Origin of the sequence: Streptomyces sp. NPDC098781, assembly GCF_044759995.1 — a bacterium.
In the GTDB taxonomy this organism is placed as follows: Bacteria; Actinomycetota; Actinomycetes; order Streptomycetales; family Streptomycetaceae; genus Streptomyces.
The window spans coordinates 685,659-702,098 of sequence record NZ_JBIWAK010000005.1 but is presented as its reverse complement, the minus strand read 5'-3'; the positions used below and the strand labels follow the sequence as shown (position 1 = coordinate 702,098).

Annotated in this window: 18 protein-coding genes; 6 read left to right on the top strand and 12 right to left on the bottom strand. The window is 69.7% G+C overall.

The annotated features are described in order from the left end of the window. Positions 1-116: 116 nt before the first annotated feature. Both ACIQWG_RS24065 and dacB read right to left on the bottom strand, forming a co-directional pair. Positions 117-1,241, bottom strand: a complete 1,125-nt coding sequence (locus ACIQWG_RS24065; protein WP_404099228.1) for a zinc-dependent metalloprotease — start codon at positions 1,239-1,241, stop codon at positions 117-119. Between the two features lie 92 nt (positions 1,242-1,333). Beyond that, entirely contained in the window at positions 1,334-2,920 is a 1,587-nt protein-coding gene (dacB, locus tag ACIQWG_RS24060) for a D-alanyl-D-alanine carboxypeptidase/D-alanyl-D-alanine-endopeptidase (protein ID WP_404099225.1), read from the bottom strand. 124 nt (positions 2,921-3,044) lie between these two features. Between dacB and ACIQWG_RS24055 the strand changes: the two genes are divergently transcribed. Next, complete coding sequence (locus ACIQWG_RS24055) at positions 3,045-3,536, top strand: inorganic diphosphatase (protein WP_162468575.1); 492 nt, start codon at positions 3,045-3,047, stop codon at positions 3,534-3,536. Between the two features lie 128 nt (positions 3,537-3,664). Beyond that, positions 3,665-5,296 (top strand): threonine/serine exporter ThrE family protein, encoded by a 1,632-nt coding sequence (locus ACIQWG_RS24050; protein ID WP_404099222.1) that lies wholly within the window; start codon positions 3,665-3,667, stop codon positions 5,294-5,296. A gap of 46 nt (positions 5,297-5,342) precedes the next feature. Here ACIQWG_RS24050 and ACIQWG_RS24045 read toward each other — a convergent pair whose 3' ends face one another. Continuing rightward, a complete protein-coding gene (locus tag ACIQWG_RS24045; RefSeq protein ID WP_404099219.1) occupies positions 5,343-6,254 on the bottom strand; it encodes a DedA family protein in 912 nt (303 codons plus the stop codon). Positions 6,255-6,391: 137 nt separating this feature from the next. On the opposite strand from ACIQWG_RS24045, the gene ACIQWG_RS24040 reads away from it, so the two are divergent. Further along, the gene (locus ACIQWG_RS24040) at positions 6,392-6,757 is read left to right on the top strand and encodes a YbjQ family protein (protein ID WP_404099216.1); all 366 of its coding nucleotides are present in this window, start codon (positions 6,392-6,394) and stop codon (positions 6,755-6,757) included. 28 nt (positions 6,758-6,785) lie between these two features. Here the strand turns inward: ACIQWG_RS24040 and ACIQWG_RS24035 are convergent, their stop codons facing one another. Then, positions 6,786-7,547 (bottom strand): MerR family transcriptional regulator, encoded by a 762-nt coding sequence (locus ACIQWG_RS24035; protein ID WP_404099213.1) that lies wholly within the window; start codon positions 7,545-7,547, stop codon positions 6,786-6,788. Positions 7,548-7,673: 126 nt separating this feature from the next. Here ACIQWG_RS24035 and ACIQWG_RS24030 point away from each other — a divergent pair, with 126 nt between their 5' ends. Both ACIQWG_RS24030 and ACIQWG_RS24025 read left to right on the top strand, forming a co-directional pair. After that, a complete protein-coding gene (locus ACIQWG_RS24030; protein WP_404099210.1) occupies positions 7,674-8,957 on the top strand; it encodes an ion channel protein in 1,284 nt (427 codons plus the stop codon). A 30-nt stretch (positions 8,958-8,987) separates the two neighbouring features. Continuing rightward, positions 8,988-10,394, top strand: coding sequence for a glutamate decarboxylase (locus ACIQWG_RS24025; RefSeq protein WP_404099207.1), 1,407 nt, complete (start codon positions 8,988-8,990; stop codon positions 10,392-10,394). Positions 10,395-10,416: 22 nt separating this feature from the next. Here the strand turns inward: ACIQWG_RS24025 and ACIQWG_RS24020 are convergent, their stop codons facing one another. The 3 genes from ACIQWG_RS24020 to ACIQWG_RS24010 all read right to left on the bottom strand — a co-directional run bounded on the left by ACIQWG_RS24020 (position 10,417) and on the right by ACIQWG_RS24010 (position 13,508). Beyond that, positions 10,417-11,058: a PadR family transcriptional regulator gene (locus ACIQWG_RS24020; RefSeq protein WP_404099203.1), complete on the bottom strand. Its 642-nt coding sequence runs from the start codon at positions 11,056-11,058 to the stop codon at positions 10,417-10,419. A 73-nt stretch (positions 11,059-11,131) separates the two neighbouring features. Beyond that, a complete protein-coding gene (locus tag ACIQWG_RS24015) occupies positions 11,132-12,592 on the bottom strand; it encodes an aldehyde dehydrogenase family protein (RefSeq protein WP_404099200.1) in 1,461 nt (486 codons plus the stop codon). 91 nt (positions 12,593-12,683) lie between these two features. Beyond that, a complete protein-coding gene (locus ACIQWG_RS24010) occupies positions 12,684-13,508 on the bottom strand; it encodes a helix-turn-helix domain-containing protein (RefSeq protein WP_404099435.1) in 825 nt (274 codons plus the stop codon). Between the two features lie 333 nt (positions 13,509-13,841). Between ACIQWG_RS24010 and ACIQWG_RS24005 the strand changes: the two genes are divergently transcribed. Continuing rightward, positions 13,842-14,366 (top strand): ATP-binding protein, encoded by a 525-nt coding sequence (locus ACIQWG_RS24005; protein WP_404099197.1) that lies wholly within the window; start codon positions 13,842-13,844, stop codon positions 14,364-14,366. 92 nt (positions 14,367-14,458) lie between these two features. Here ACIQWG_RS24005 and ACIQWG_RS24000 read toward each other — a convergent pair whose 3' ends face one another. The 5 genes from ACIQWG_RS24000 to rpsR all read right to left on the bottom strand — a co-directional run bounded on the left by ACIQWG_RS24000 (position 14,459) and on the right by rpsR (position 16,437). Next, complete coding sequence (locus tag ACIQWG_RS24000) at positions 14,459-14,737, bottom strand: DUF397 domain-containing protein (protein WP_404099195.1); 279 nt, start codon at positions 14,735-14,737, stop codon at positions 14,459-14,461. A gap of 132 nt (positions 14,738-14,869) precedes the next feature. Further along, positions 14,870-15,355, bottom strand: coding sequence for an SRPBCC domain-containing protein (locus tag ACIQWG_RS23995; RefSeq protein WP_404099192.1), 486 nt, complete (start codon positions 15,353-15,355; stop codon positions 14,870-14,872). Then, entirely contained in the window at positions 15,352-15,705 is a 354-nt protein-coding gene (locus ACIQWG_RS23990; RefSeq protein ID WP_404099189.1) for an ArsR/SmtB family transcription factor, read from the bottom strand. The genes ACIQWG_RS23995 and ACIQWG_RS23990 overlap by 4 nt, the downstream gene beginning before the upstream one ends. A 38-nt stretch (positions 15,706-15,743) precedes the next feature. After that, a complete protein-coding gene (locus ACIQWG_RS23985) occupies positions 15,744-16,115 on the bottom strand; it encodes a VOC family protein (protein WP_404099433.1) in 372 nt (123 codons plus the stop codon). Positions 16,116-16,206: 91 nt separating this feature from the next. Next, positions 16,207-16,437 carry a 30S ribosomal protein S18 gene (gene rpsR, locus ACIQWG_RS23980; RefSeq protein ID WP_404099186.1) on the bottom strand — a complete coding sequence of 77 codons (231 nt, stop codon included), beginning with the start codon at positions 16,435-16,437 and terminating at the stop codon, positions 16,207-16,209. Positions 16,438-16,440 lie beyond the last annotated feature (3 nt).

Here is a 16,440-nt window from a genome sequence, read left to right as displayed (position 1 = left end):
CGCACGCCTACCCATGGCTCACGGTCCCTCGGACGGGTGATTGCAGGGGCGTTCGCCTGCCGTCGGCCGGATTCGGTTCACGACCTTCGTATGAGATGCGCGACGCGGCGCGCGTTTCACGACTCCGCCTTGCGGTGCACCCGCGCGATCCAGTCCGCCGGTTTGGAGATCTCCGCCTTGGTCGGGAGGGTGTTCGGGGACGTCCACACGTGGTTGAAGCCGTCCATGCCGACCTGTTCCACCACGGCCCGCACGAAGCGCTCGCCGTCACGGTACTGCCGGAGTTTGGCGTCGAGGCCGAGCAGTTTGCGCAGGGCCATGTCGAGCCTCGAGGCGCCCTTGGCGCGTCGCTGCTGGAACTTCTCGCGGATCTCGGCGACGGACGGCACGACGGCGGGGCCGACACCGTCCATCACGAAGTCGGCGTGCCCCTCCAGCAGCGACATCACGGCGGTGAGGCGGCCGAGGACCTCTCGCTGGCCGGGAGTCTGCACCAGTTCGACGAAGGACCGTCCGCCGTCGTCCTCCTCGGCCTCGGGCCGGCCGCCCGAGAGGGACTGGGCTGCTTCGCGGATGCGCTCCAGGACGGTCATGGGGTCGACATCCGTCTCCCCCAAGAAAGACTGGATTTCGCCCTCCAGGTGGTCCCGCAGCCAGGGCACCGCGCTGAACTGGGTGCGGTGAGTCTCCTCGTGCAGGCACACCCAGAGGCGGAAGTCGTGGGGCTGGACGTCGAGTTCGCGCTCGACGTGCACGATGTTCGGGGCGACGAGGAGCAGCCGGCCGCCGCCGTTCTCGCCCGCCGGCAGTTCGCGGGTGGCCGGGGCGAAGGTCTCGTACTGGCCGAGGACGCGGGAGGCGAGGAAGGACAGCAGCATCCCCAGTTCGACGCCGGTGACCTTGCCGCCGACCGCGCCGAGGACGGCACCGCCGGGGGTGCCGGTGCGCCGCTCCTGCATCTTTTCCAGCAGCGGCTTGAGGATCTCGCGGAACCCGGCGACGTTCGCGCGGACCCAGCCCGGGCGGTCCACCACGAGGACGGGGGTGTCGTGGATCTCCTCCGTGCCCATACGGGTGAAGCCCCGGACGTGTTCCTCGGAGGCCTTGGCATGTCGGCGCAGCTCGGCGACGACGGCCCTGGCCTCGTCGCGGCTCACCTCGGGGCCCGGCCGTACGAGCCGGGTCGCGGTCGCCACCGCGAGATTCCAGTCGACCATCTCGGCACCACCGATGCTCGTCATGTGTCAACCGTACGTGAGCGCTACCACTTGGGGCAGGCCGTGCGGGGGCGGCGAAGCGTCGGTGGCGGTCGGGAACCCGTGGCTCGGGGTGGTCAGCCGCAGCCGCACGCCGCCAGTGCCGTCGCCGTCCGGTCCAGGGCCGCGCGGGCCGCGCCCACGTCGTCGCCGGCCGCCAGGAAGGCGAAGGCGAGCAGTCGGCCGTCCTGGTCGACGACCGTGCCGGCCAGCGCGTTCACGCCGGTCAGGCTGCCCGTCTTGGCCCGTACGATGCCGGCCGCGCCGTCCGTGTAGCGGCTGCTCAGGGTGCCGGTGAAGCCCGCCACCGGGAGGCCGGTCAGCGTCGCGCGGAGTTCGGGGTGGGCCGGGTCGGCGGCCTTGGCCAGGAGGGCTGTGAGCAGGTGCGCCGTCAGTTTGTCGTCGCGGTTCAGACCGCTGCCGTCCTTGACGGCGATGCCCGCCATGGGGAGCCCGAGCTTCTTCAACTGCGCCGCGATCGCCTGTCCCGCGCCGTCGAAGTCGGCGCGCGCGCCGCTCGCCAGGGCGATCTGGCGGGCGAGGTGCTCGGCGATGTCGTTGTCGCTGTTGGTGAGCATGCGCTCGACGAGGGAGGACAGCGGCGGTGAGGAGACCCGGGCGAGCGGCTGGGCCCGGTCGGTCGCCTTCGACGGGCCGGGCGCGCTGGTCTTGATGCCACGGTCCGCCAGGAGGGACGCGAACTGACTCGCCGCGTCCTTCGCCGGGTCCTCGACCCGCTTCGCCGTGCCGCTGGTGGAGTCGTCCGTGCGGCCCTCGTCGGCCGTCAGGGCGCTGACCGGGGCGAGGTTGGGGTTCATTCCGATCGGGTGCAGTTCGGGGCCGGCGTAGAGGGTCTTGTCGTAGGAGAGGGTGACCTGGCGGATGTTCTGCTTCTTCAGCGCCTCGGCCGTCCGGTCGGCCAGTTCGCGCAGGCTCGCCCAGCCTTCGGCGTCCGCCCGGGCCGTGAGTGTGGGGTCGCCGCCGCCGACCAGGACCAGTTCCCCGGTGTCGGGTTCCAGTGCGGTGCGGGTGGTGAGGCGGTGGTCGGGGCCCAGCGCGGCGAGGGCGGCCGCGGCGGTGGCGATCTTCGTGGTGGAGGCGGGCGTGAGGGCGCTGCCGGCTCCGTCGCCGTAGAGGCGTTTGCCGCTCGCCACGTCGATGATCGCGGCCGACCTGCGGCCCAGCGCCGGGTCGGCGAGGAGCGGGCCCACGAGGCCGGCGACGGCCTTGCCGTTCGGGACCGCGTTCACGGCGCCGGTGCCGCCGCCGAGCCCGGTCAGGACGGACGCCGCACTGGGGGCCGGGCGGGGCTCCCCACCCGCCGTGTCGGCGGAATCGGACGAATCGGCAGAACGACCGTGATCTGCGCCACCCGTACTGTCCTGGGCGGCCGCCCAGTCGCGCTCGGCCGTACGCTGACCGGTGGAGTCCCAGGGGCCGGCGGCGGTGACCACTCCGGCGGCCAGCGCCAGTCCGGCGGTGGCGGCGCCTGCGGTGTACTGCCACGTCTTCGGCTTGCGTGGGCCCGTGGCCTGCGGCGATACGGCTCGCGCGAGCCGTGCGACCCGCGGTTTCGCGGCCGTCGCGGCGCGCGCGAGACGTGGGCGTACGGCCTGTCCGGCCCGTGCCAGACGGGGTCGTACGGCTTCCGCGACCCGCGTCACATGCGGTCTCGCGGCTCGCCAAGGCCTCAGCTCTGGCACTACCACCAGCCCCTTTCGCGATCACACACCTGCGTGAGGGACACTTAACCACCAGAACTATGTGTTGATCATGGAGGAGCCACCGGTGGAGTTCGACGTCACGATCGAGATCCCGAAGGGTTCGCGGAACAAGTACGAGGTGGACCACGAGACCGGTCGGATCCGCCTGGACCGTCGACTCTTCACCTCGACCAGCTACCCGGCCGACTACGGCTTCGTCGAGAACACCCTCGGCGAGGACGGCGACCCGCTGGACGCGCTGGTCATCCTGGAGGAGCCGACCTTCCCGGGCTGCCTCATCAAGTGCCGCGCCATCGGCATGTTCCGGATGACGGACGAGGCCGGCGGCGACGACAAGCTGCTGTGCGTGCCGGCGTCCGACCCGCGCGTGGAGCACCTGCGTGACATCCACCACGTCTCGGAGTTCGACCGCCTGGAGATCCAGCACTTCTTCGAGGTCTACAAGGACCTGGAGCCCGGCAAGTCCGTCGAGGGCGCCGACTGGGTGGGCCGTACCGAGGCCGAGGCCGAGATCGAGCGGTCCTACAAGCGTTTCGAGGACCAGGGCGGCCACTGACGCACCCTGGCCTTTGGGCCATGTGAACGGGCTGTACGCGTACGCGTGCGGCCCGTTCGTGTGTTTGTACGCATGGTGAGGTACGCATACTGAGGCGCAGGAGGTGTCTCAGAGGGAGTGCTACGCAGGTGACGGACGCGGAGGACCGTAAGCCGCAGTCGGACGAGGCGAGGATGGCTTTCACGCCGCCGGCCGGCATCGAGGTGGGGGACAGCGAGTCGGAGACCACATCCGAGTTCGCGCTCCCCCAGGGACTGGACGTGCCGCAGGCGCCGTCCGCGGAGCCGGAGGGCTCGGCGTTCAGCACGCCCAGTTGGTACGGCACGGCGGACTCCCCGGCCGCCTTCACGCCGCCGAACGGCATACCGCAGGTCAGCCTCACCAAGGATCTGCCCTGGCAGGACCGGATGCGCACCATGCTGCGCATGCCGGTGGCCGAGCGGCCCGCGCCCGAGCGGATGCCGCGGGCCGAGGAGGAGGGTCCGGCCGTCCCGCGCGTGCTCGACATGACCCTGCGTATCGGCGAGCTGCTGCTCGCGGGCGGTGAGGGCGCGGAGGACGTCGAGGCCGCGATGTTCGCCGTGTGCCGGTCCTACGGCCTGGACCGCTGCGAGCCGAACGTCACCTTCACGCTGCTGTCGATCTCGTACCAGCCCTCGCTCGTGGACGATCCCGTGTCGGCGGCGCGTACGGTGCGCCGGCGCGGCACCGACTACACGCGTCTGGCCGCCGTGTACCGGCTCGTCGACGATCTCAGCGACCCGGAGAGCCACATCTCGCTGGAGGAGGCCTACGGGCGGCTCGCGGAGATCCGCCGTAACCGGCACCCCTACCCGACCTGGGTGCTGACCGCCGCGAGCGGGCTGCTCGCGGGCGCGGCCTCCGTGCTGGTCGGTGGTGATGTGATCGTCTTCGTCGCCGCCATGGTGGGCGCGATGCTCGGCGACCGGCTGGCGTGGCTGTGCGCGGGACGCGGGCTGCCGGAGTTCTACCAGTTCACGGTCGCCGCGATGCCGCCGGCCGCGATAGGGGTCGCGCTCACGCTGAGCCATGTCGACGTGAAGGCGTCCGCGGTCATCACCGGTGGGCTCTTCGCGCTGCTGCCCGGACGGGCCTTGGTGGCGGGCGTGCAGGACGGGCTGACCGGCTTCTACATCACCGCGTCCGCGCGGCTGCTGGAGGTCCTGTACTTCTTCGTCGGCATCGTCGTCGGCGTGCTGGTGATCCTGTACTTCGGGGTCAACCTCGGTGCCAAGCTCAACCCGGACGCGGCTCTGAACATCTCCGAACGGCCGTACTGGCAGATCGCCGCGTCGATGCTGCTGTCGCTGACCTTCGCGGTGCTGCTCCAGCAGGAGCGGTCCACGGTGCTCGCCGTGACCCTCAACGGGGGTGTCGCGTGGGTGGTGTACGGCGCGATGCACTACGCCGGTGAGTTCTCGCCGGTCGCCTCGACGGCGGTCGCGGCGGGACTGGTGGGTCTGTTCGGGCAGCTGATGGCGCGGTACCGGTTCGCGTCCGCGCTGCCGTACACGACCGCGGCGATCGGGCCCCTGCTGCCGGGATCCGCCACGTACTTCGGGCTGTTGTCGATCGCGCAGAACGAGGTCGACGCGGGGCTGGTCTCGCTGGCCACGGCGGCTTCCCTGGCCATGGCCATCGCCATCGGGGTGAACCTCGGGGCCGAGATCTCGCGGATCTTCCTGCGGATCGGGTCCCCGGAGAAGCGGCGGGCCGCCAAGCGGACGCGAGGTTTCTGAGGCCGGGTGCCCGCCGGCTCGGTGCGTCCTGCTCGGCGGCGGCGCTTCAGTAGCCCTGGTTCGGCGGGTACTGCTGGTTCTGCTGTCCGTACCCCTGCGGGTACTGCTGGGCGTACGGCTGCTGCGGGGGCTGCTGGTGGCCGTAGTGCTGCTGGTCGTAGCCGTACTGCTGCTGACCGCCCTGGTCGCCGTACTGGTCGCCGTACTGGTTTCCGTACTGGTTTCCGTACGGCTGCTGGGGCTGGTCGTCGGACGGGATGCGGCGGAGCTGGGTCGTCGCGTCGTCCATCGGCGGGGCCTGCTGGTGCTGTGCGGCGGCGGGAGCCTGGGCTGCGGCGCGCTTGTTCTTGGCGCGCTCGCGCAGGAACTCGATGATGATCGGGACCACCGAGACGAAGACGATCAGGATGAGGATCGCCTCGACGTTCGTCTTGATGAACGCGATCTGGCCGAGCCAGTAGCCCGCGAGGGTGACGCCGGTGCCCCAGGCGACACCGCCGATGACGTTGTACGTGAGGAACGTGGCGTACTTCATACGGCCGGCGCCCGCCACGATGGGGGCGAAGGTGCGCACGATCGGCACGAAACGGGCGAGGACGATCGCCTTCGGGCCGTACTTCTCCATGAACTCGTGGGCCTTCTCCAGGTTCTCCTGTTTGAAGAGCTTGGAGTTGGGGCGGTTGAAGAGCTTCGGGCCGAAGAACTTGCCGATCATGTAACCGACCTGGTCGCCGATGACGGCGGCCAGCACGATGAGCGTGCACACCAGCCACAGGGGCTGGGTGATGTAGTTCCCCTCCGCCACGAACAGACCCGCCGTGAACAGCAGGGAGTCCCCCGGCAGGAACGCGAAGAGGCCGGACTCGGCGAAGACGATCAGCAGGATGCCGGGGAGGCTGAACGTCTCGATCAGATAGTCCGGGCTGAGCCACTCGGGAGCGAGCGCAAGCGTGGTCACGGGTTTGTGGCTCCTGCGGGGAAGGGGCGGGCGGGCTGTGACAGGCGGGTCAAAAATATCAACGCCGCACCGGTGGCCCAGGTTCCATGGACGCGTTCAGGATGCACTGTGCCCCCGCTGGGACAAAGCTGTGGGCCATGGGCATCGAAGAGTACGGCGGCGGGCAGGGGCCCCGGCCGGACGTTCTGGTCGTGACCACGAACGACATCCCCGGATACCGGGTCACGGAGGTCATCGGCGAGGTCTTCGGACTGACCGTGCGTTCCCGGCACGTCGGCAGTCAGATCGGCGCCGGACTGAAGTCGCTGGTCGGCGGTGAGCTCAGAGGGCTCACCAAGACGCTGGTGGAGACCCGCAACCAGGCCATGGAGCGGCTCGTCGAGCAGGCACGCGCGCGGGGCGCCAACGGTGTGCTGGCCTTCCGCTTCGACGTGACCGAGGCGGCCGACGTGGGCACCGAGGTGTGCGCCTACGGGACGGCGGTGGTCCTGGCCCGGGAGTGACCCGTACGGGCGTACCCGGGCCAGGACGTCAGGAGGCGTGCCGGGCCGCGTTCGCGACGATCGCGTCGCGCAGGTACACCGCCAGGCCGGGGCGGATGGCGTCGTAGGTCGCGGTGAACCGCGGGTCGGCGACGTACATCTCGCCCAGGCAGGTGTGCATCTCGTGCGAACAGTCGTAGTAGGTGCCGGCGATGAAGCGGCGGTGCTCCTCCGCCGTGTCCATCGCCGTCGCCGAGTCGGCCGGCGTGCCGTCGGCCATGAGGTCGGCCATGCGCTGGTGGATCGCGCCCATCCGCTCGTTGACGCGCTTCCAGTCCTCCTTGGTGAAGGACGCGGTGCGCTGCTGCGACTGCCGGTAGGCGTCCGTGTCGCCCCAGCGTTCCCGCACCTCGTCCTCGTACTGGTCCGGGTCGAAGTCCCCGAACACCTCGAACTTCTCCTCCGGCGTCAGGTCGATGCCCATCTTGCGTGCCTCCATCGCGTGTTCCACGGCCGCCGCCATCTTCTGGAGCTTCTCGATCCGGGCGGTCAGCAGTTCGTGCTGCCGGCGCAGGTGCGCGCGCGGGTCCGCGGCCGGGTCGTCCAGGAGTGCGGCGACCTCTTCGAGCGGGAAGCCGAGCTCGCGGTAGAACAGGATCTGCTGCAACCGGTCGAGGTCGGCGTCGCTGTAGCGCCGGTGGCCCGCGTGGCTGCGCTCGCTGGGCACGAGCAGACCGATGCCGTCGTAGTGGTGCAGGGTGCGCACCGTCACTCCGGCGAAGCCGGCGACCTGTCCCACGGTGTAGCTCACTTCCGCTCCCTTCTCGGTACGCGCTCCACGGTGCGTCCTCACGTCGCGTGAGGTGCAAGCCGGTTGACCCGCCGCACTCGGCCCACTCCGGATGAAGCGTCCGATTTGCCCGCTTATCGTGAGCGCGTGGCCCAGGAAACCGCGCAGCAGCCGCCCCACCCTCCCGCGACCCCGGCACGCACGCTGCTGCCGTCGATCCTGCCCGCCCTGGTCGTCGGTGTGATGGCGAGCCTGCTGCTCGTGGGCGTCAGCGAGGCCGCCGAGGCGCTTCAGGACGTGCTGTGGGGCGATCTGCCGGACGCCCTGGGGGTGGGCCGGTACTCCGTGCTGTGGATGCTGGTGATGCTCACCGCCACCGGGATCGCGGTGGGCCTGGTGGTGTGGAAGGTCCCGGGACACGCCGGGCCGGATCCGGCCACCATCGGCCTGGACGCGCCCGTGCTGCCGCTGTCCGTGTTGCCGGGGCTGACGTTGGCGACGGCGCTGATGCTGGCGGGCGGACCGAGTCTGGGCCCCGAGAACCCGATCATCGCGGTCAACGTGGGACTGGCCTACTGGCTGGGCAACCGGCTGATCCCCCGGGCGCCGGGCCGGCTGTGGCCGATCCTCGCGGAGGCGGCGACGATCGGCGCGCTGTTCGGTACGCCGGTCGCGGCGGCGCTGCTGCTGTCGGAGGCGTTCGCCGCGCGCGGGACGCGGGGCGCGCTGTGGGACAACGTGTTCGCGCCCCTGGTGGCGGCCGGGGCCGGGGCGATGACCGTCGACCTGGTCTCCGAGCCCACGTTCGACCTGGACCTGCCGCCGTTCGGGCACCCCGGCTGGGCCGATCTGCTGGCGGCGCTCGTGATCTCCTCGCTGGCGGCGGCGCTCGCCATGGCGGCCGTGTACGTCTTCCCGTACGTCCACGCCGTCTTCCGGCGCCTGCGGCACCCGATGGTGGCGCTGCCCGTCGGCGGGGTCGTGCTGGGCCTACTGGGCGCGCTGGGCGGTCATCTGACGCTCTTCAAGGGGCTGGACCAGGTCGCGGAGCTGGCGGCGGACCCGGACGGCTGGTCGGCCGGGGAGTTCGCCACCATGACGGTCGTGAAGCTGGCCGCCCTGGTGGTCGCCGCGTCCTGCGGGTTCCGGGGCGGGCGGATCTTCCCGGCGGTCTTCGTCGGCGTCGCGTTCGGGCTCGGGGCCCATGCGCTGGTGTCGGACGTGCACCCGGCGGTGGGTGTGGCGTCGGGTGTGCTGGGCGTGCTGCTGGCGATCACCCGGCAGGGCTGGGTGAGCCTGTTCACCGCGGCGGTCCTGGTCGCCTCGCCCTCGATCCTCTCGCTGTTGTGCATCGCCTCGCTGCCGGCCTGGCTGCTGGTGACCGGGCGGCCCCAGATGCAGTTGCGCGCGGACGGAACTCCGGTCCGCTGACACCCGTTCATGAATCCAGGAGGCAGGCCCATGTCGCTGCACAAAGGTCCCGAGGTCACCGACGAGCGTCATCTGTCCGTCAATCCCTTCTACGGCGAGGCGAATCCGGTCGCGGGCATGACCGACGCCCCGCCCACGCACAAGCTGCCGGACGCACCCATGTCACCGGCGTCGGCGTACCAACTGGTGCACGACGAGCTGATGCTGGACGGCAATTCCCGGCTCAACCTGGCCACCTTCGTCACCACCTGGATGGAGCCGCAGGCCGATGTGCTGATGGTGGAGTGCCGGGACAAGAACATGATCGACAAGGACGAGTACCCGCGCACCGCCGAGCTGGAGCGGCGCTGTGTGGCGATGCTCGCCGATCTGTGGAACGCGCCGGATCCGTCGGCGGCCGTCGGCTGTTCGACGACCGGGTCGAGCGAGGCGTGCATGCTCGCGGGGATGGCGCTGAAGCGGCGCTGGGCGAAGCGCAACGCGGACAGGTACCCGGGCGCCCGCCCGAACCTCGTGATGGGTGTCAACGTCCAGGTGTGCTGGGACAAGTTCTGCAACTTCTGGGAGGTGGAGCCGCGTCTGGTCCCGATGGAGGGCGAGCGGTTCCATCTCGATCCGCAGGCGGCGGCCGAGCTGTGCGACGAGAACACCATCGGGGTGGTGGGGATCCTCGGCTCCACCTTCGACGGTTCCTACGAGCCGATCGCGGACCTGTGCGCGGCCCTCGACGCGCTCCAGCAGCGCACGGGACTCGATGTCCCGGTGCACGTCGACGGCGCGTCCGGCGCGATGGTGGCGCCCTTCCTGGACGAGGGCCTGGAGTGGGACTTCCGGCTGCCGAGGGTCGCCTCGATCAACACCTCGGGGCACAAGTACGGGCTGGTCTACCCGGGCGTCGGCTGGGCACTGTGGCGGGACGCCGAGGCGCTGCCCGAGGAGCTCGTCTTCCGCGTCAACTACCTGGGCGGCGACATGCCGACCTTCGCGCTGAACTTCTCCCGGCCGGGCGCACAGGTCGTGGCGCAGTACTACTCGTTCCTGCGGCTGGGCCGGCAGGGCTACCGGGCGGTGCAGCAGGCCGCGCGGGACGTGGCCGGCAAGCTCGCCCTGGCCGTGGATGAGCTCGGCGACTTCCGGCTGCTGACCCGGGGCGACCAGCTGCCCGTGTTCGCCTTCACGACGGGCCCGGACGTCACCGCGTACGACGTCTTCGACGTCTCCCGGCGGATGCGGGAGAGCGGCTGGCTGGTCCCGGCGTACACCTTCCCGCCGAACCGCCAGGACCTGTCCGTGCTGAGGGTGGTCTGCCGCAACGGCTTCTCCGCCGACCTCGCCGAACTGTTCGTGGAGGACCTGACCCGTTGCCTGCCGGAGCTGCGCCGCCAGCCGCGCCCCTACACCCAGGACAAGGGGGCGGCCACCGGCTTCCACCACTAGGGCCTGGTCCATCGCCGGCTGATCAGCCGCGGTCCCCGGCGTGCCGCTCCCCCGTGGCGAACGGGTTCTCCTGGTCCTCGGCCAGGACGCCGACGAACGGGTCGCCCTCGCCGGAGAAGGTGTACGCGCCGCCGCGGATGCGTTCGATGAGGCCACGGGTCCAGTCGGCGCCGGTGTCCGCGGAGTGGACCCAGAAGTTCATGATCTCGCCGATGTGGCCGAGCTGCCCCGGGCCCTCCTCGGGCACGTAGTGCTCGGTGACGGCCTTGTGCCACTCCTCGATGCCGCGCACCCGCTGTTCGAGGAGCGTGAGCACCTCCGCGCGCTCCAGGTCGACCATGAAGCCGAGCGCGGCCGCGAGCACGTCCGGCCGCTGGTCGTAGGCGGTGAGGTACTGGCGCACCAGTCCGAGGTACTCCTCGGTGCCCTTCTCCGTGATCTCGTACTCCGTGCGCGGCGGCCCGCCGACCGTGGAGGGCGCGATCTCGTGCGCGACCAGCAGCCCTTGCTTCGCCATCTGCTTCAGGGCGTGATAGATCGAGCCGGGCTTGGCGTTTGACCACTCGTGCGCGCCCCAGTACTCCAGGTCGTTGCGCACCTGGTACCCGTGGGCCCGCCCGTGCTGACGGACGGCGCCGAGCACGAGAAGACGGATCGTCGACATGCGGTCCAGACTAGAACCGCGGCGGCCCGGGGCCGGGATCAGCCCCGGGAAACGCCTGGTACGCGGGGTCCGCTCAGAACGGGAAGCCGCTCCGACCGTGCTGCACCGAGATCCACTTCGTCGTCGTGAACGCGTCCAGCATCGTCTCGCCGTTCAGACGGCCGAGGCCGGAGTGCTTCTCGCCGCCGAAGGGGACGATCGGCTCGTCGTGGACGGTGCCGTCGTTCACGTGGAACATGCCCGTGTCGATCTGCTTGGCGAAGGCGACACCGCGCTCGATGTCCCCCGTGTGGACGGCGCCGCTCAGGCCGTACGGGGTGTCGTTGACGAGGCGTACGGCCTCCTCCTCGCCGTCGAAGGTGACGAGGAAGGCGACCGGGCCGAAGACCTCCTGCTTCAGCAGGGCCGAGTCGGCGGGCAGGTTCGTCAGGACCGACGGCTCGACCAGGTTGTCCGTCGTGGTGCCGTGCACCAGGGCCGTCGCGCCCTCGGCGATCGCCTGCTCGACCACGGCCGAGATCGCGTCCGCCTGGGAGGAGTTGATCACCGGGCCGATGACGGTCTCCGGGTCGCGCGGGTCGCCGGCCTTGAGGGTCTTCACCTTGGCGACGAACTTCTCCGTGAACTCGTCCGCGACCGAGCGGTCCACCAGGACGCGGTTCGCGGCCATGCAGACCTGCCCCTGGTGGACGTACCGGCTGAAGACCGCCGCGTCGACCGCGTAGTCGACGTCGGCGTCGTCGAGGACCACCAGCGCGCTGTTGCCGCCGAGTTCGAGGACCGAGCGCTTGAACTGCGAGGCGCAGACGGTGGCGACATGGCGGCCGACCTTGTCGGAGCCGGTGAAAGAGATGACCTTCGGGACCGGGTGCTCGATGAAGGCGTCGCCTATCTCCGCGATGTCGGTGATGACGACGTTCAGCAGGCCGGCGGGCAGGCCCGCGTCCTCGAAGATCTTCGCCACCAGCGAGCCACCGCAGATCGGCGTGTTCTGGTGGGGCTTGAGGACCACGCCGTTGCCGAGCGCGAGGGCCGGGGCGACCGACTTGAGGGAGAGCAGGAAGGGGAAGTTGAAGGGGCTGATCACGCCCACCACGCCGACCGGCACGCGGTAGACGCGGTTCTCCTTGCCGTCCACCGGCGACGGGACGATCCTGCCCTCGGGGCGCAGCGCCAGATGGACCGCCTCGCGCAGGAACTCCTTGGCCAGGTGGAGTTCGAACGCCGCCTTCAGCCGGGTGCCGCCGAGCTCGGCGATGATCACCTCGGTGATCTCCTGCTCGCGGTCCTCTATCAGGCGCAGCGCCTTCTCGAAGACGGTCCGGCGGGCGTAGGGATTGGTGGCGCCCCACTGCTTCTGGGCGCGGGCGGCCGCCTTGTAGGCGTCGTCCACCTCGTCGACCGTGGCTATGGTGATCGACGCCAGCTTCTCGCCGTCGTACGGGTTGAAGTCGATGATGTCCCAGGAGCCTGTGCCCGAGCGCCACTCACCGTCGATGTACTGCTGGGCCAGGTCGGTGAAGTAGGACGACATGTGATCCCTCAATCTCTGGCAGACCCGCGATCGGCACGGCCGCCATCGCGCTCGTCTTCACGGTCTGATCACACGTCATCGTACTTGCGTTTCAAGAGAGTTGAAGGAGACCCCGAAGAAGATCCCGACTCTCGTCCGGACCCGGGCTGTCCTGTTGGAGCTCCTTGAGCGCGGTCTCGTACTGGGCGACGTCCTCGTGCTTGTCGAGATAGAGCGCGGAGGTGAGCTGCTCCAGGTAGACGACGTCCGACAGGTCGGACTCGGGGAAGCTGAGGATCGTGAAGGCTCCGGACTCCCCGGAGTGGCCGCCGAAGCCGAACGGCATGATCTGGAGCCGTACGTTGGGCCGCTGGGAGATCTCGATGAGGTGCTGGAGCTGGCCGCGCATCACCTCGCGGTCGCCGTAGGGGCGGCGCAGGGCGGCCTCGTCCAGGACGATGTGGAACTCGGGGGCGTTGTCGGCGAGAAGGTACTTCTGCCGCTCCAGACGCAGCGCCACGCGCTTTTGGACGTCGGCCGCGCTCGCGCCCTTCATGCCGCGCCGGACGACCGCGCGGGCGTACCCCTCGGTCTGCAACAGGCCGTGCACGAACTGCACTTCGTAGGCGCGGATGAGACTCGCCGCGCCCTCCAGGCCGACGTAGGTCGGGAACCAGCTCGGCAGGACGTCCGAGTAGCTGTGCCACCACCCGGCGACATTGGCCTCGCGCGCGAGGGAGAGCAGCGAGGCGCGCTCCTGCTCGTCCGTGATGCCGTACAGCGTCAGCAGGTCCTCGACGTCCCGTGTCTTGAAGCTCACCCGGCCCAACTCCATGCGGCTGATCTTCGACTCGGACGCGCGGATGGAGTACCCCGCCGCCTCGCGCGTGATCCCGCGCGCCTCCCGCAGTCGCCTCAGTTGCGAGCCGAGCAGCATGCGCCGCACCACCGATCCGGGCTCTCCCGCGCTCACGTTCGCCAGCCTCCCCAACCGTCTTCAGGGCCCGCAGTCTGCCACTAAATCACTTCGAGCAGTACTCGTCCGATTACAGAGATGGAAAGAAGACAAGGATTCCTCTCAGGAAGGGAACAGCGGCAGGCAAGGAGAGGTAAGGAAGTTGGCGGAAAAAATGGCCAACAAGCGGTACGGGAGCGTCCAATTCGGTCACGTGCACGTGCATCTGCCCTTGCATCTGCCTGGCGCATCCGAAACCATGGTCCCGCGCAACCGCTGCATCGCAACGACCGCGAACTCTCGGGAGTGCCTCGCATGGGGACGAATGGATCGACCATGCTCGAGCCGTTACGGCAGGGCCTTCCGCCGCTAGATCCCGCAGCCGTCTCCAACGCCGCCTCCTGCGCACTGCCCGCCCGCTACGAAGCGGTGCGTGAGGCCCGGAAGTTCACGCGGCGCACCCTGGACCAGTGGGATCTGGACTACCGCTTCGACGACGTGTGCCTCGTGGTGTCCGAGCTGGTGACCAACGCGCTGCGCCACGCGCTGCCGACGGGTGCGCAGCGGATGCCGGAGCAGGCGCCGCCCGTGCGGCTGCATCTGATGCGGTGGACCGAGCGGCTGGTGTGCGCGGTGCGCGACCCCAGCCACGACAGTCCCGTCGCGCGCGATTCGGACGACTTCTCGGCCGAGTCCGGGCGGGGGTTGTTCCTGGTCGACTCCTTCAGCGACAGCTGGGGCTGGCACCCGATGGCGGGGACGCTCAGCGGAAAGGTCGTCTGGGCGCTGTTCCGGCTCCAGCCGGTGCCGGGTGGCGCGGGGGCCTCGGCGGACTCATGAACCGCGGTGCTCGACGGCGCGGCGGTTCTACGCGCGTTACTGGGCGACAGGCGTCGATGACCCCGAGTTGTGCGGGTTTGTGACGCGCCCGTTCAGCTCATCACCAGGTGGTCGAACTCGCCGTCCTTGACGCCCAGGAGCATGGCCTCGATCTCGGCGCGGGTGTAGACGAGGGCCGGACCGTCCGGGAAGCGGGAGTTGCGCACCGCGACCTCACCGCCGGGGAGCCGGGCGAACTCCACGCAGGAGCCCTGGGAGTTGCTGTGCCGGCTCTTCTGCCAGGCCACCCCGTTCAGATCCGTGGCTGCCATGCCGTTGTACACGTCGTGGTCCACAGGTCGCTCCCCGGTGTTGCGGTGGCTCGGGCCCATTGAGGCAAGAGGTGGTGCAGTGGTGCGGCAGTCAACTGCTTCCGGATCATAGCTCTGTTCACGTGCAACTGCATGAGCAGATGCACGTGCACGCGGGGTGTTCCTGTGGTTACTCCTGTGACGTACGCGGGTCTACATGCGTTCCAGCGCATGCCCCAGGGCTCGCATCACATGTGTCCGCCAGCCGCCGCCCATGATCTTCCGTGCCATGAGCTGAGCGGGGTCGTCCGGATCGAACCCCTCGTGCACTAGGAAGAGACGCGTTCCGCGCCCTTCCTGTTCCAAACTCCAAGTAACCGTCCAGTGCACAGGGTTCTCCGGCGACGGATCACTCCACCGCAGGCTCAGCATCCGCTCGGACTCGTAGGCCAGGACCTCGACCTCGACGGTGCCGGAGAAGTTCGTGTTGGGCCGCGGCACGGAAGTCATCGCGTACCGGTGGCCGACCTCCAGACGGAAGGCCTCGGCACCCTGCATCTGCCACTGCACGAGCAACTCGGGCTCGGTCAGGGCGCGCCAGACCTTGGCGGGCGGGTGCGGAAAGTACTGGTCCACCCGGATGACCGTGAGGTCGTCATCGGGTTCGGGGCCGAGATCGGAGCCGGGTTCGCTGTTCATGTCGGGTCATCGTCGGGCATGCGGTCGAGCAGTTCGCCGAGGCCCTTCATACGGGCGCGCCAGAACCGCTCGTACGGATGGAGCCAGTCCTGCACCTCGGCGAGCGGCGCCGCCTCCAGCTGGTAGATGCGCTGCCGGCCGGAGCGCTGCTCGGAGACGAGGCCGGCCTCCCGGAGCACCTTCAGATGCTCCGAGAGGCTGGGGCGGCGCATGTCGAAGTGGTCGGCGAGGGCCTGGACGGGCTGGGGCCCGCCGTCGCGCAGCAGCCGCAGCACCTCACGGCGCGTGCCGTTGGCGAGCGCGGCGAAGACGCGATCCTCCGCCGCCTCCAGGGCCCCGGTGGTGTCCATGCCCCGCCTTCCCGCCTTCCCGTCAGTGAACGGCCTCGTCAGTGAGCGGCCTCCGTCAGCAGCATCAGACTGTTTCCGTCGGGGTCCTGGAAGCCGGCCATCCGCCCCCAGGGCAGTTCGTCCGGACCCTGCACCGGGACACCCGCCTCGGTGAGCCGGGCACAGTCCGCGTCGACATCGGTCGTGACCAACATGATCCCCCGGGTCGACCCCGGCTCGAAACCGCCCATCCCCGGGCCGGAGAGGGTGAAGACCGTCTGCGCGCCCTTGGGCGCGACCTGGAGCCACCTCCCCTGGGGCATGTCCAGATCGGCGGTGACTTCGAAGCCGAGGACCTCCGTGTAGAAGCGCAGGGCGCGGTCCTGGTCGGCGACGGGGAGGGTGACGAAGGAAGTGTGAGTGATGTTCATGGGAGTGATGTTCATGGGGACGACAATAGGTAGGAGATTCCCTACGCGTCAAACGTAGGTAATCTCCTACCTATCGAGTGCGGAAGCCGGGTTACCGGGTCGAGTACGGCAGCAGCGCCATCTCCCGCGCGTTCTTGATCGCCTTCGCCACCTGCCGCTGCTGCTGGGCCGTCACCCGGGTGACACGGCGGCTGCGGATCTTGCCCCGGTCGGAGATGAACCTCCGCAGCAGATCGGTGTCCTTGTAGTCGACGTAGGTGATGCCGGCCTGGTCCAGCGGGTTCGGCTTCTTGGTGGGCTTGCGGTCGGGTTTGCGGGGCATGGG

What these genes read in the sequence shown, in the direction of transcription:
- rpsR (WP_404099186.1), bottom strand. Translation starts at nt 16,437, where the DNA reads ATGCCCCGCAAACCCGACCGCAAGCCCACCAAGAAGCCGAACCCGCTG.
- ACIQWG_RS23985 (WP_404099433.1), bottom strand. Translation starts at nt 16,115, where the DNA reads ATGAACATCACTCACACTTCCTTCGTCACCCTCCCCGTCGCCGACCAG.
- ACIQWG_RS24065 (WP_404099228.1), bottom strand. Translation starts at nt 1,241, where the DNA reads ATGACGAGCATCGGTGGTGCCGAGATGGTCGACTGGAATCTCGCGGTG.
- ACIQWG_RS24040 (WP_404099216.1), top strand. Translation starts at nt 6,392, where the DNA reads ATGGGCATCGAAGAGTACGGCGGCGGGCAGGGGCCCCGGCCGGACGTT.
- ACIQWG_RS24010 (WP_404099435.1), bottom strand. Translation starts at nt 13,508, where the DNA reads ATGCTGCTCGGCTCGCAACTGAGGCGACTGCGGGAGGCGCGCGGGATC.
- ACIQWG_RS24020 (WP_404099203.1), bottom strand. Translation starts at nt 11,058, where the DNA reads ATGTCGACGATCCGTCTTCTCGTGCTCGGCGCCGTCCGTCAGCACGGG.
- ACIQWG_RS24000 (WP_404099195.1), bottom strand. Translation starts at nt 14,737, where the DNA reads ATGGGCCCGAGCCACCGCAACACCGGGGAGCGACCTGTGGACCACGAC.
- ACIQWG_RS23990 (WP_404099189.1), bottom strand. Translation starts at nt 15,705, where the DNA reads ATGGACACCACCGGGGCCCTGGAGGCGGCGGAGGATCGCGTCTTCGCC.
- ACIQWG_RS24015 (WP_404099200.1), bottom strand. Translation starts at nt 12,592, where the DNA reads ATGTCGTCCTACTTCACCGACCTGGCCCAGCAGTACATCGACGGTGAG.
- ACIQWG_RS24005 (WP_404099197.1), top strand. Translation starts at nt 13,842, where the DNA reads ATGGGGACGAATGGATCGACCATGCTCGAGCCGTTACGGCAGGGCCTT.
- ACIQWG_RS24025 (WP_404099207.1), top strand. Translation starts at nt 8,988, where the DNA reads ATGTCGCTGCACAAAGGTCCCGAGGTCACCGACGAGCGTCATCTGTCC.
- ACIQWG_RS23995 (WP_404099192.1), bottom strand. Translation starts at nt 15,355, where the DNA reads ATGAACAGCGAACCCGGCTCCGATCTCGGCCCCGAACCCGATGACGAC.